This is a genomic window from Serratia sp. P2ACOL2 (assembly GCF_003691565.1).
Lineage (GTDB): Bacteria > Pseudomonadota > Gammaproteobacteria > Enterobacterales > Enterobacteriaceae > Serratia > Serratia liquefaciens.
The window spans coordinates 3,694,377-3,707,071 of the sequence record NZ_CP033162.1 but is presented as its reverse complement, the minus strand read 5'-3'; the positions used below and the strand labels follow the sequence as shown (position 1 = coordinate 3,707,071).

General features: G+C 56.2%; 12 protein-coding genes. 9 read left to right on the top strand and 3 right to left on the bottom strand.

The genetic code is table 11. The features are described 5' to 3' along the window. The 5 genes from nuoJ to nuoN all read left to right on the top strand — a co-directional run bounded on the left by nuoJ (window position 1) and on the right by nuoN (window position 5,798). Window positions 1-561 (top strand): NADH-quinone oxidoreductase subunit J, encoded by a 561-nt coding sequence (gene nuoJ, locus EBA31_RS18015; protein WP_020827843.1) that lies wholly within the window; start codon window positions 1-3, stop codon window positions 559-561. Further along, on the top strand, window positions 558-860 hold the full coding sequence (gene nuoK / locus EBA31_RS18010; protein WP_012146014.1) for an NADH-quinone oxidoreductase subunit NuoK: 303 nt from the start codon (window positions 558-560) through the stop codon (window positions 858-860). The genes nuoJ and nuoK overlap by 4 nt, the downstream gene beginning before the upstream one ends. Continuing rightward, a complete protein-coding gene (gene nuoL, locus EBA31_RS18005) occupies window positions 857-2,704 on the top strand; it encodes an NADH-quinone oxidoreductase subunit L (protein ID WP_020827842.1) in 1,848 nt (615 codons plus the stop codon). The genes nuoK and nuoL overlap by 4 nt, the downstream gene beginning before the upstream one ends. A gap of 100 nt (window positions 2,705-2,804) precedes the next feature. Further along, entirely contained in the window at window positions 2,805-4,334 is a 1,530-nt protein-coding gene (gene nuoM / locus EBA31_RS18000) for an NADH-quinone oxidoreductase subunit M (RefSeq protein ID WP_122079906.1), read from the top strand. Window positions 4,335-4,340: 6 nt separating this feature from the next. Next, entirely contained in the window at window positions 4,341-5,798 is a 1,458-nt protein-coding gene (gene nuoN / locus EBA31_RS17995) for an NADH-quinone oxidoreductase subunit NuoN (RefSeq protein WP_044552632.1), read from the top strand. 62 nt (window positions 5,799-5,860) lie between these two features. On the opposite strand, the gene EBA31_RS17990 is transcribed toward nuoN, so the two are convergent. The 3 genes from EBA31_RS17990 to EBA31_RS17980 form a co-directional block, all read right to left on the bottom strand. After that, window positions 5,861-6,226: a helix-turn-helix domain-containing protein gene (locus tag EBA31_RS17990; protein WP_122079905.1), complete on the bottom strand. Its 366-nt coding sequence runs from the start codon at window positions 6,224-6,226 to the stop codon at window positions 5,861-5,863. A gap of 39 nt (window positions 6,227-6,265) precedes the next feature. Next, window positions 6,266-6,526, bottom strand: coding sequence for a type II toxin-antitoxin system RelE/ParE family toxin (locus EBA31_RS17985; protein ID WP_041415532.1), 261 nt, complete (start codon window positions 6,524-6,526; stop codon window positions 6,266-6,268). Window positions 6,527-6,654: 128 nt separating this feature from the next. Then, window positions 6,655-7,530, bottom strand: a complete 876-nt coding sequence (locus EBA31_RS17980; RefSeq protein ID WP_020827837.1) for a LysR family transcriptional regulator — start codon at window positions 7,528-7,530, stop codon at window positions 6,655-6,657. A gap of 338 nt (window positions 7,531-7,868) precedes the next feature. Between EBA31_RS17980 and EBA31_RS17975 the strand changes: the two genes are divergently transcribed. The 4 genes from EBA31_RS17975 (at window position 7,869) to EBA31_RS17960 (ending at window position 12,605) form a co-directional block, all read left to right on the top strand. Then, on the top strand, window positions 7,869-9,698 hold the full coding sequence (locus EBA31_RS17975) for a thiamine pyrophosphate-binding protein (protein WP_122079904.1): 1,830 nt from the start codon (window positions 7,869-7,871) through the stop codon (window positions 9,696-9,698). A 90-nt stretch (window positions 9,699-9,788) separates the two neighbouring features. Further along, a complete protein-coding gene (locus tag EBA31_RS17970; RefSeq protein WP_046373055.1) occupies window positions 9,789-10,214 on the top strand; it encodes a cupin domain-containing protein in 426 nt (141 codons plus the stop codon). 112 nt (window positions 10,215-10,326) lie between these two features. Then, window positions 10,327-11,190, top strand: a complete 864-nt coding sequence (locus tag EBA31_RS17965; RefSeq protein WP_046373056.1) for a DMT family transporter — start codon at window positions 10,327-10,329, stop codon at window positions 11,188-11,190. Between the two features lie 170 nt (window positions 11,191-11,360). Further along, the gene (locus EBA31_RS17960; RefSeq protein ID WP_020827832.1) at window positions 11,361-12,605 is read left to right on the top strand and encodes an MFS transporter; all 1,245 of its coding nucleotides are present in this window, start codon (window positions 11,361-11,363) and stop codon (window positions 12,603-12,605) included. The last annotated feature ends 90 nt before the right edge of the window (window positions 12,606-12,695 follow it).

Here is a 12,695-nt window from a genome sequence, read left to right as displayed (position 1 = left end):
ATGGAAATTGCCTTTTATCTGGCAGGTTTGATTGCGGTGATCGCGACCATTCGCGTGATCTCGCATACCAACCCTGTGCATGCGTTGCTGTATCTGATCGTCTCGCTGTTGGCGATCTCTGCAGTCTTCTTCTCACTCGGCGCGTACTTCGCAGCGGCGTTGGAGATCATCGTTTACGCCGGTGCCATCATGGTGCTGTTCGTGTTCGTGGTCATGATGTTGAACCTCGGCAGCGCGGTACAAAAGCAAGAGCGCGACTGGCTGAAGCCGTCGGTATGGATCGGTCCGGGCCTGCTGTCGTTGCTGCTGCTGGCGGTGCTGATTTTCGCGATTCGCAGCGTGTCCGATCAGGGCATCAGCGGTGAGATGGTAGACGCCAAAGCCGTGGGGATCAGCCTGTTCGGTCCTTACGTGTTGGCGGTTGAGCTGGCTTCAATGCTGCTGTTGGCAGGTCTGGTTGTTGCCTTCCACATTGGCCGTGAGCACAAACCGGGTGAGGTGTTGAGCAACGCGCCGGTCGGTGGCGAAATGGCGAGAAGAAAATCGGAGGAGCAAGCATGATCCCTCTTCAACATGGCCTGATTCTGGCGGCGATCCTGTTCGTCCTGGGTCTGACCGGGTTGCTGGTTCGTCGTAATCTGCTGTTTATGCTGATCAGTCTGGAAGTGATGATCAACGCCGCAGCATTGGCGTTTATCGTGGCGGGTAGTTACTGGGGCCAACCGGATGGGCAGGTGATGTACATCCTGGCGATCAGTTTGGCGGCAGCCGAGGCCAGTATCGGTCTGGCGTTGCTGCTGCAGCTCTACCGTCGCCGTCATACCCTGAATATTGATACTGTCAGTGAGATGCGCGGATGAACCTATTATATTTAACTATTCTGCTACCGCTGATCGGGTTCCTGCTGTTGGCCTTTTCACGAGGCCGCTGGTCTGAGAACGTCTCGGCAACCATTGGCGTAGGCTCTATCGGCCTGGCTGCGTTGGTCACGGTGCATGTGGCGATGGATTTCTTCGCCCAGAAAGCGACGGGCGTGCAGTTGTTTGAGCAGAGCCTGTGGAACTGGATGACCGTCGGTAACTTTAATATCGGTGTGACTCTGACGCTGGACGGCCTGTCGTTGACCATGTTGTCCGTGGTTACCGGCGTGGGCTTCTTCATCCACATGTTCGCGTCCTGGTACATGCGCGGTGAAGAGGGCTACTCGCGCTTCTTCGCTTACACCAACCTGTTTATCGCCAGCATGGTGGTATTGGTACTGGCAGACAACCTGTTGCTGATGTACCTGGGCTGGGAAGGCGTGGGCCTGTGCAGCTACCTGCTGATCGGCTTCTACTACAAGGATCCGGCCAACGGTGCGGCGGCGATGAAAGCTTTCATCGTGACCCGCGTCGGCGACGTGTTCCTGGCGTTCGCGCTGTTCATCCTCTACAACGAGCTGGGCACGCTGAACATCCGCGAACTGATGATCCTGGCACCGCAAAAACTGGCGGTCGGCGATACGGCGATCACCTGGGCTACCCTGATGTTGCTGGGCGGCGCGGTCGGTAAATCAGCGCAGCTGCCGTTGCAGACCTGGCTGGCAGACGCCATGGCGGGTCCAACCCCGGTTTCCGCACTGATCCACGCGGCGACCATGGTGACCGCGGGCGTTTACCTGATTGCCCGTACGCACGGCCTGTTCCTGATGGCGCCGGAAGTGTTGCATCTGGTGGGCATTATCGGGGCAGTGACCCTGGTGCTGGCCGGCTTTGCCGCGCTGGTACAGACTGACATCAAACGCGTACTTGCCTACTCTACCATGAGCCAGATTGGTTACATGTTCCTGGCGTTGGGTGTGCAGGCGTGGGATGCAGCAATCTTCCATCTGATGACCCATGCGTTCTTCAAGGCGCTGCTGTTCCTCTCCTCCGGTTCAGTGATCCTGGCTTGCCATCACGAGCAGAACATCTTCAAGATGGGCGGCCTGCGCAAGAGCATTCCACTGGTTTACGTCTGCTTCCTGGTGGGGGGCGCTGCGCTGTCGGCACTGCCGCTGATCACCGCAGGCTTCTTCAGTAAGGATGAGATCCTGGCGGGTGCGATGGCCAACGGTCACATCAACCTGATGATTGCCGGCCTGGTCGGTGCGTTCATGACCTCGCTGTACACCTTCCGTATGATTTTCATCGTGTTCCATGGCGAAGAGAAAATCAAAGCGCATGCCGGTAAAGGCATCACTCACCATCTGCCGCTGTTGGTTCTGCTGGTGCTGTCCACCTTCGTTGGCGCGATGATTGTTCCGCCACTGCAGGGCGTGCTGCCAGATACCACCGAGCTGGCGCACGGTAGCGTGCTGCAGCTGGAGATTACCTCCGGCGTAGTGGCTATTGTTGGCATCCTGTTAGCGGCGGCGCTGTGGCTGGGCAAACGTACCCTGGTTACCCGCATCGCCAATAGCGCACCGGGACGTTTCTTCTCTACCTGGTGGTTCCATGCCTGGGGCTTCGACTGGCTGTACGACAAAGTATTCGTCAAGCCGTACCTGGGTATTGCGAAGTTGCTGCAACGTGATCCGCTGAACTCGATGATGAACTTGCCGGCCATTTTCTCCCGCTGGGGGAACCGTGGTCTGACAGTGAGCGAGAACGGTCAGGTGCGTTGGTATATAGCGTCTATGGGTGTGGGTGCAGTGGTCGTATTGGCTCTGTTGATTTTGGTTTAATTGAATAATTTAAACAGACGCATTTTTCGGGCGTAGCGCTCTGCAGGGCAGGCGCTACGTACAAAGTTTGAAATTATTCGTATAAGGGACACAAAACGCCATGCTATTACCTTGGCTAATTCTTATCCCCTTTATTGGCGGTCTGCTGTGCTGGCAGTTTGAGCGCTTCGGTACTAAGGTGCCGCGCTGGATTGCGTTGATCGCAATGGGGCTGACATTGGCGCTTTCTCTGCATCTGTGGATGCAGGGCGGCTACACGTTGACTACGCCGAAAGGCATACCGCAGTGGCAGTCTGAATTCCTGCTGCCGTGGATCCCACGCTTTGGCATTTCCATCCACCTGGCGCTGGACGGACTTTCACTGCTGATGGTAGTGCTGACCGGCCTGCTGGGCGTGTTGGCTATCCTCTGTTCCTGGCGTGAAATCCAGAAATACCAGGGCTTCTTCCACCTGAACCTGCTGTGGATCCTGGGTGGGGTTATCGGCGTGTTCCTCGCCATCGACATGTTCCTGTTCTTCTTCTTCTGGGAAATGATGTTGGTGCCGATGTACTTCCTGATCGCACTCTGGGGTCATAAGGCGTCGGACGGGAAAACCCGTATCACTGCGGCTACCAAGTTCTTCATCTATACCCAGGCCAGCGGTCTGGTGATGCTGATTGCCATTATGGGCCTGGTGTTTGTGCATTATAACGCGACCGGCGTGTGGACCTTCGATTACGAAGACCTGCTGCAAACGCCAATGTCGCACAACGTGCAATACCTGTTGATGCTGGGCTTCTTCATTGCCTTCGCGGTGAAAATGCCGGTGGTGCCGTTGCACGGCTGGTTGCCGGATGCGCACAGCCAGGCTCCTACCGCAGGTTCTGTCGACCTGGCGGGGATCTTGCTGAAGACCGCGGCCTATGGCCTGTTGCGCTTCAGCCTGCCGCTGTTCCCGGAAGCTTCGCATGAGTTCGCGCCAATCGCCATGTGGCTGGGTGTTATCGGTATCTTCTACGGCGCCTGGATGGCGTTTGCGCAGACCGATATCAAGCGTCTGATCGCTTACACCTCGGTTTCCCATATGGGCTTCGTCCTGATCGCCATCTACACCGGCAGCCAACTGGCTTACCAGGGGGCAGTGATCCAGATGATTGCACACGGCCTGTCTGCGGCCGGTATGTTCATCATCTGTGGCCAGTTGTACGAACGTCTGCACACTCGCGACATGCGTGAAATGGGCGGCCTGTGGGGGCGTATCAAATACATCCCTGCGCTGTCGCTGTTCTTCGCGGTGGCTACGTTGGGGATGCCGGGTACCGGTAACTTCGTCGGTGAATTCATGATCCTGTTCGGCAGCTATCAGGTTGTGCCGGTGATCACCGTGATTTCTACCTTCGGTCTGGTGTTTGCTTCGGTTTACTCGTTGATCATGATGCAGCGTGCCTACTACGGCAAAGCCAAGTCTGACCAACCTTTGCCGGGCATGACCGCGCGTGAGCTGTTCATCATTCTGCTGTTGGTGGTGTTGCTGGTTCTGTTGGGGGTCTACCCACAACCGATTCTGGACACTTCTAATGCGGCGATGAGCAACGTGCAACACTGGTTTGGTTCGTCAGTTTCAGCAATTTCAACAACAAGGCCGTAATTCGCCATGACAATAACTCCTCAACAACTGATCGCACTGTTGCCGCTGTTGATCGTCGGATTGACGGTGGTGGTTGTGATGCTAGGCATTGCGTGGCGACGCGACCACTTTATCAACGCCACCCTGACCGTGATCGGTCTAAACCTGGCGCTGCTTTCGCTGTACTTTGTCGGCCAGGCAGGCCCAATGGACGTCACCCCGCTGCTGCGGGTTGACGGCTACTCGATGTTCTATACCGGGCTGGTGATACTGGCGAGTCTGGCGACCTGTACCTTTGCCTATCCGTGGCTGGTCGGCTACCCGGACAACCGCGAAGAGTTCTACCTGCTGGTGCTGATTGCTACCCTGGGTGGCATTCTGCTGGCGAGCGCCAACCATCTGGCCTCGCTGTTCCTCGGTATTGAACTGATCTCGCTGCCGCTGTTTGGTCTGGTGGGCTACGCCTACCGCCAGAAGCGACCGCTGGAAGCGGCCATCAAGTACATGCTGCTGTCCGCCGCGGCGTCGTCCTTCCTGCTGTTCGGTATGGCGCTGCTGTATGCGGAGTCCGGTGACCTGTCGCTGGCCGGCCTGGGCAAGAGCCTGCAAGAAAACATGATGCACCAGCCGCTGATCCTGGCCGGTATGGGCATGATGATTGTCGGTCTGGGCTTCAAGCTGTCGCTGGTGCCGTTCCAACTGTGGACGCCGGATGTGTATCAGGGGGCGCCTGCGCCGGTTTCAACCTTCCTGGCCACCGCCAGCAAGATTGCTATCTTTGCGGTCGTTATGCGTCTGTTCCTGTATGCGCCTGCTGCCGACAACGAAGCGCTGCGCATGGTGCTGTCGATCATTGCCGTTTGTTCGATTCTGTTCGGCAACCTGATGGCCATCAGCCAGACCAACATCAAGCGTCTGCTGGGTTACTCGTCGATTGCCCACCTGGGTTATCTGCTGGTGGCGCTGATTGCGGTGCAAACCCACCAGCTGTCGCTGGAAACCGCCGGGGTTTACCTGGCCGGTTACCTGTTCAGCAGCCTGGGCGCGTTCGGCGTGGTCAGCCTGATGTCCAGCCCGTACCGTGGCCCGGATGCAGATTCACTGTTCTCCTATCGCGGTCTGTTCTGGCATAAGCCCATTCTGTCCGCCGTCATGACGGTGATGATGCTGTCACTGGCCGGTATCCCGATGACCCTGGGCTTTATCGGTAAGTTCTTCGTGATCGCAATGGGCGTCAGCGCTCACCTGTGGTGGTTGACCGGCGCCGTGGTGCTGGGTAGCGCCATTGGTTTGTACTACTACCTGCGCGTCACCGTCAGCCTGTTCCTCAGCGCGCCGGAAGCGCTGCAGCGCGATACCCCAAATAACTGGGCGTTGACCGCAGGCGGCGTAGTGGTGCTGATCTCCGCCGCGTTGGTGCTGCTGCTGGGTGTTTATCCGCAGCCGCTGATTACGCTGGTACAGATGGCACAACCGATGTTCTGATGGGCATCAGGGCAGTAAAAAAGGTCGCTTCGGCGACCTTTTTTTATGGCGTGGGGAACGGATTAGAGCATCATCTGCGACGGGCTACAGTGGTATAACTCTGCCAGTTTTTCCCGGGTTTTTTTTTGCGGTTTAGAGTCAATGGCTTCCCACTGAGAAACGGCAGATTGGGTAGTCCCCAGTCTTGTCGCCACATCGTACTGCGAGAAGCCGCGGAAAATTCGCCATGCGGCTATCAGACTGATGTTCTGATCCAACATGATGGAGACCACTTCATGAGGAACAGTTTCATCATCGTGCGCATCGCTATGATAGGGAACAGACTCATAGTCATCTTGCCGGCCTACCAGCTTTTTATATTCATCGAGAGGCAATATCACGTACAGCGGCTTGCCTGATTCATCATGGATATATTGTAACTTCGCCATCTGGCATACCTCGGATTATAAATTTCAGCTCAACGCGGTTTAGTAAGTTGTCGACGTTCTACGCTTCACTTGTTGGATCAGACAGACAATAGGTTCACCATCACTCATCTCAAAAATAATGCGATAGCTGCCGACGCGCAGGCGAAATTGGCTGTCAGCACCATGCAATTTTTTGATATCCAGTCTGACGGCCGGGAACGCGCTTAACAGCCCGACCTTGTCTCTAATGGCTGAGCGATCCTGAGTCGGTAGCGTCATCAATTGTTTAACTGCTTTGCGCGACCAGTTAACCTTTGCCATCATTCCCTCGACTGTGGGGGCACGTCCTGTGCGTTGATTAGATAATAAGCTTTTTATCTAATCATGACAATGTGGTGAAACGGGATAATAGGGGCAGGGTAAGTCACCCTGACCCCTGAGTAGGGGGTTCAGCCGGGATTATTTGTAAATGAGGTTTCCAGCGCCTGAACTACGGCACGCACCCTGGCGGCACGCTGCAGGTCAGGATGCAGCACCAGCCAGATATCTACCCAGTCTTTGTTTTCCGGGAAAATTCGCACCAGGTCCGGGTCCTTATCCGCCAGGAACGAGGACAGCAGGCCAATCCCCAACCCATTGCGCGTTGCAGAGCGCAGCAGCAACTGCGAATTGCACTGCAGCACCACGTTAGGATCGATCAGCGTTTCGCCACAGAAGTTGTTCCAGTGACGGGGCACCAGTTCTCGCGGGAACATCAGCAGGTCATGACCCCGCAGATGGTCGCCCTTGGTCGGCATGCCGTGTTTGTCGAGATAGTCCTGCGTCGCATACAGCCCCATTTCGATGGTGGCCATGCGTTTGATAATCAGCTCATCGGATTCGGGACGGGCGCCGCGGATCGCCAGATCTGCGCCACGGTACGAAATATCAGAGATATTGACCGCCGTCAGCATGGTGACGGTGATTAACGGGTATTGCTCTCGCAGCGCCTTCAGCGCCGGGATGACAAAAGCCTCGGCCATGGTATCGGTGGTGGCGATGCGTACGTTACCGCACAGGCTGTCGTCGCCACTGGTGGCTTTGCGGCCAATCGCCTGCACCGAGTTCTCCATGTTCATGACGTCCGCCAGCATTTCTTCTCCCAACGGACTGAGGGAGAACGATTTTGGCGTACGGATAAACAGTTTGGATCCCAGGCTCTCTTCAAAAGCGGTAATACGCCGCCCGACGGTGGCTTGGTCGACGTGTAGTTCATTGGCGGCTTTTCGTAAAGTGCCGCAGCGTGCGACCGCCAGGAAGAAGCGTGCATCATCCCAATTCATCATGCCATTTCCTTTGTGCAGGCTTATCGGTCTTGTCTGTGTTCATTATTGCGCAACCGTACCGGCTCTGGTTTTGGCTGCAAATGAGGCCCACGTATCATAATTATTAATTATGTTTCAGGATATGAATAAATGCATCAACGTGAAGCAGTTTTGCATCTTTATTTTTACCCGACAATCTTTATGCTTATCAACGTTTATGCTGTGATCTGGCGCACATTTTGTGCCAATGTTACCCTGAACGCGTAAGCAGACGCGCATGAGAGCCTGTCTCTGTGGGCTAATCGCCTGGTGGGATCGACTCTGAATCTAGGTTGGCCCACCACGACTGGACATTGAAAATGGAGTCTCACGCAGAGAAGTTATACACCCCCGTAGCACTGGCAACTGCGGACGGTGTCAGAGTTATTGCAACCCCCGGTGCGAAAGCGGCAACGCAAAGCAACGCTGATGCGATTATCCAGAGTCTCGAAGCTCGCGGCATTCAGCACATATTCCTGGTACCCGGCAAGCTGGTGTACCCATTGATAAAATCCATTGAACATTCAGGCATTGCCGGCATCGTCGGCGCCCATGAAACCGCCTGCGGTTTTATGGCGGACGGTTATGCTCGCGCCAGCCGCAAGTTTGGCGTTTGTCTGGGCATCTCCGGTCCCGGCACCATGAATTTCCTGCCGGCGATGGCGGCGGCACAGGCCGACAAAATTCCGGTGTTGTATCTGGCCGGCGGCATTGCCACTTATCATGAGGCGCAGGGTGCCTTCCAGGACGGCAGCAATAGTGGCATCGATGAGCTGACTATCGTCAAACCGCTGCTTTCCGCTGCGATAGAAGTGAAAAATAATCTCACGTTGCAGCACGAGCTGCGGCGCAGTCTGTCCTGCCTGAACACTCAGCGAAAAGGTCGCACCTATCTCAGCGTGCCGGTCGATATGCAAAAGAAAGAGGTGGCCGGCGGTCATGAAGTTAGCCCGCCACGCACGCCCCAGTGTCGAGAGGCCGCGATCGACCCACAGGCATTGGATCAGGTGCTGGATGACTATCTGCTGCGCGGGCTGAACGTCGCCTGCCTGGTGGGTAACCGCATGAATAATCCGCTGGATGCGGCCCTGTTGCTGCGCCTGGCGGAGAAATACCGTCTGCCGGTTGCCACTACGCTGTCCGGCAAGGGCGCGTTTCCCGAAGGGCACGAGCTGGCGCTGGGGTTGTACGGTTTTGCCGGTCATACCCGGGCGGTGGAAACCATCAATGGCGATGAAGTGGATGTGCTGCTGGTGCTGGGTTGCGATCTGAGCCAACGCGATAGCCTGAACTGGAATCCGCGACTGCACGGCACCAAAACGTTGGTGGTGATTGACGAGGATTTCGATAAGGTCAGCTCGCATTATCAACCGGATATGCAGATTTTCTCCAGCCTGACCGGCTCGTTGCACCACCTGCTGGATGCGGTCAGCGACGATGACGCGCACCTGAACAGCATTAAGCGCTTGCGTAACGGCTGGCTTGAGCAGGTGGGTCAACTGCCGCTAGAGCAGCAACGGCCCGATTTGCAGGTGCGTCTTGCCGAGGGTGAGGCCAACATGTACCCCGGCGACGCCATCAAACGCATCCGCAGCCGTATGAATCAGGACACCAACGTGGTGGTCGATTCCGGCGCACACCGTATCTTTATGGCGCACCACTGGCAGGCCAGCGGCCGGGGCGATTACCATACCTCAAGCTCTCTGGCGCCGATGGGCTGGGCGATTTGTGCCGGCATTGGCATCAAACTGGCAGCGCCGCACCGCGACTGCGTGGTGGTTACCGGCGACGGCTGCATGCTGATGCACGGCATCGAGATCCAGACGGCCGCCCGTTATCAGGTCAAAATGACCTTTGTGGTGATGAACAACTGCGCTCACGGAGCGATGCACATCGACACCCTGCAAAACCGTGGGGTATCTGCGGACTATACCGCGTTGCCGAACCATGACTGGAAGGCCTTCGCCAACAGCCTGGGGGTTGCCTCCGCCAAAGCGGCGACGCTGGAGGAACTGGACGAAGCGCTGACCGCCGCGGCTGAGCATGAGGGGCCTTTCCTGATAGAAGTGTTGGTAGGAAATCATGTGGCGCCTAATCGATACTATGCCGAGAGCATCGTAGAATACGAGCAGCGTATCAAAGGCTTGTAAAGGCGTAACCCCAGATTCCTGGAGTCGTCATTCATTGTCCTTTGTATCACGCCATTCTATTTTGTTCACCGTAGTCATGGAGCGATAACAATGTATAAACTGACACTTCTGGCATTAATGATGGCATTTCAAGGCGCTGCACAGGCCGCAGAGGATCACGGCGAAGGCATAAACAAAGAAACCTTGCTGAAAACCGAAACCTCATGGGAGGGGACGCCGTACCAGCATTATCCGGCAGGCGCTCCGCAGATCACCATGTTGAAGGTCACGGTGGAACCGAACAAGGTGCTCGCCTGGCATACTCACCCGTGCATCAGCGCGGTGTATATGACTGGGGGCAGCGTTTCGCTGACGGTCAAGAAAACCGGCGTGAAACACACCTTTAAGCAGGGCGACTCCTTTACCGACACGGTAGATATCGTTCACCAAGGGGTTTCTGGTGATAAAGGCGCGGAGATGCTGGTATTCTTCGCCTGCGCTGATAATAAACCGCTGACGGTGAAAGCTGCCGAATAATATCCCCGCCGTTTTTCAAGCTGCGGCGCTGTTGACTGCATTAGCCGTAGGGGGCGAATCAATTCGCCCCGTTTTATTTTGTCGCCCGTTGGGGTGATATACCGAGGAAATCATGGTTGCTTTGTGGATGGTCGTCGCCAGCGGGTTCTTTGCGTTGATGGGGGCCAGCATCAAACTGGCTTCGGCCAAGGTCGGTTTTTTCGACATCATTTTTTACCGCTCTGTGATTAACGTCCTGATCGTTGCCGCGCTGATCCATGTGAAAAATCTCGGTTTCCGCACCCAGCATTTGGGGTTGCACATGAAACGCGCCGCCATTGGCAATGCGGCGATGTACTGCGGTTTCTACTCACTAATCCATCTGCCGATCGCCACGGCCACCACGTTGGGCTACACCAATCCTATCTTTCAGTCGGCGATTGCCTTTGTCACTAGCAAAGGTCAACTGACCGGCAAGCTGCTGTTCTCGGTACTGCTGGGTTTTATCGGCATTCTGGTGCTGCTGCGCCCCGATACGCCGAACGGCGAGTATGCCGCGACCCTGATTGGCCTGCTTTCCGGCCTGCTGACCGCGCTGGCCTATTTTAACGTCGGTAAGCTGGTGCGCAGTGGCGAACCCGAACTGCGAGTGGTGTTTTACTTCTCGTTGGTGGGCACCCTGGTGGGCGGCATGATGACCACTGTGGTGGGGTTTACCGCGTTGGACAGCGCCATGATGCTGTGCGTTTGCGCCATCGGTGTGTTCGGCAGCCTGGGGCAAATCACCATGACCCGCGCCTACGGCAGCGGCAATGCGGTGATTGTCAGTATTCTTTCCTATAGCACCATCATTTTCTCCACGCTGCTCGGCTATCTGTTGTTTGGCGAGAAGCTGTCCTACATTGCTGCGGGCGGCATGGCGCTGATTATTTTCTCCGGTGCGTTGGCGATAGTGAAACGCGCTCCGGCAAAAACCTCGAAGGCAGCGGCGGTGTAAAGAGCACGGCATTAAGCGCTGGCGGGCGTCAGCGCAAATGCATTAATGAATCACTATGATGCATTCTTGGCTATTTTGACCGTTATACCCGAAAGGTATGATAAACGCGTTTCCTGAGGAGTTTGGTTTTCAGGGTTAGGTGTTTATCCAGATTGTTTCGGGAGAGAAAAATGTCTGAAGGTGTGGCTGTTGATGAAGCCGCTAAAGCGAAGTCGGGTGAGTCGCATTTTGCCATCCTGCTGTTTTTAGCCCTGGCATTAATGTCCGCATTGCTGAACAGCAGTGCGCCGACACCGCTTTACCCGCTTTATCAACATGAGTTGGCGCTAAGCTCGGTTAGCCTGACCGTCATTTATGGCGCCTATGCCGCCGGCGTGCTGATTTCGCTGTTCGGCGTAGGCAACATGGCCGGCAAGGTCAAAGATCTGCGCAGCATGATTGTACCGGCGCTGCTGGTGGTGTTGGCCGGGGCCTTGCTGTTTTCGATGGCCGATTCGTTTTTGATGATGTTTATGGCGCGTCTGCTGGCCGGGATCGGCACCGGGGCTTTGACCGGTGCGGCTAACATTGCGCTGGTGCGTTTTGGGCCGAAGGACGGCGGTAAAAATGCGGCGCTGATTGCCACGCTGTCATTCACCACCGGTCTGGCTTTGGGGCCGATTTTCAGCGGCGTGGCGCTGCAAACCGGGTTCCACACGACTTCGCTGCCGTTCATTATCATCATGGCGGTGGCGGCAGTTGCCGCACTGGGCGTGATGCTGAAATGGCCGGTTGAAGCCGTTGTTGTACCCCTCAGTGGGGCACCGGCAGCAGAAGCCGCGGCAGAAAAAAGTTCGTTGGCGGATGGCCTGCGCGCTACCGGAGGCAAGTTCTTCCTGTGTGCCGGCGCGTTGTTCATCTGCTGGGCAGTGGCTGCCAGTATTCTGGCGATTGGGCCAAGCGTATCGGAAAAGCTGCTGGGCATGCACAGCCGGGGCGTTTACGGCTATGTGATTGCGGTTTATCTGGTGATTGCCGGTATTAGCCAGATCCTGAGCCGTCGCGTTAATGCGCGCCATTCGCTGATGTTTGGCTGTCTGGCGCAGGCGCTGTCAGTGGTGGTGTTCGCCGAGGCGATTCAGATCCACTCGCTGGCTCTGGCCAGTGCCGGTATGGTGATTGCCGGTTACGCCTACGGGGCGATTTTTGTCGGCAGTGCCACCTTGGTGAACCTGATTTCACCGAAGGCCAGCCATGCGAGACTGATTTCACTGTTTTACGTAATCGCCTATATCGCCAACTGGGTTCCGATCCTGCTGGGGGCGGTTATCGACCATGCCAGCCTGCATCTGGCGGTCAATCTGTTATTTCTGGTCAGTGCCGTGGTTTGCTTATCTTTGAGCTTCATGGTGACCCGCGCGGGCTTCCCGCGCTGATACCCGCCGAGTTTCAGGTTGTCCGTCGGCAACGTGAAATTCGCAGGGTAGCTGAACAACGATTTTAGCCACGCAAGGTGGCGAACGATT

Coding starts and splice junctions, on each gene's coding strand:
- nuoN (WP_044552632.1), top strand. CDS start 4,341: ATGACAATAACTCCTCAACAACTGATCGCACTGTTGCCGCTGTTGATC.
- EBA31_RS17975 (WP_122079904.1), top strand. CDS start 7,869: ATGGAGTCTCACGCAGAGAAGTTATACACCCCCGTAGCACTGGCAACT.
- nuoL (WP_020827842.1), top strand. CDS start 857: ATGAACCTATTATATTTAACTATTCTGCTACCGCTGATCGGGTTCCTG.
- EBA31_RS17970 (WP_046373055.1), top strand. CDS start 9,789: ATGTATAAACTGACACTTCTGGCATTAATGATGGCATTTCAAGGCGCT.
- EBA31_RS17980 (WP_020827837.1), bottom strand. CDS start 7,530: ATGATGAATTGGGATGATGCACGCTTCTTCCTGGCGGTCGCACGCTGC.
- EBA31_RS17960 (WP_020827832.1), top strand. CDS start 11,361: ATGTCTGAAGGTGTGGCTGTTGATGAAGCCGCTAAAGCGAAGTCGGGT.
- nuoJ (WP_020827843.1), top strand. CDS start 1: ATGGAAATTGCCTTTTATCTGGCAGGTTTGATTGCGGTGATCGCGACC.
- EBA31_RS17985 (WP_041415532.1), bottom strand. CDS start 6,526: ATGGCAAAGGTTAACTGGTCGCGCAAAGCAGTTAAACAATTGATGACG.
- EBA31_RS17965 (WP_046373056.1), top strand. CDS start 10,327: ATGGTTGCTTTGTGGATGGTCGTCGCCAGCGGGTTCTTTGCGTTGATG.
- nuoK (WP_012146014.1), top strand. CDS start 558: ATGATCCCTCTTCAACATGGCCTGATTCTGGCGGCGATCCTGTTCGTC.
- nuoM (WP_122079906.1), top strand. CDS start 2,805: ATGCTATTACCTTGGCTAATTCTTATCCCCTTTATTGGCGGTCTGCTG.
- EBA31_RS17990 (WP_122079905.1), bottom strand. CDS start 6,226: ATGGCGAAGTTACAATATATCCATGATGAATCAGGCAAGCCGCTGTAC.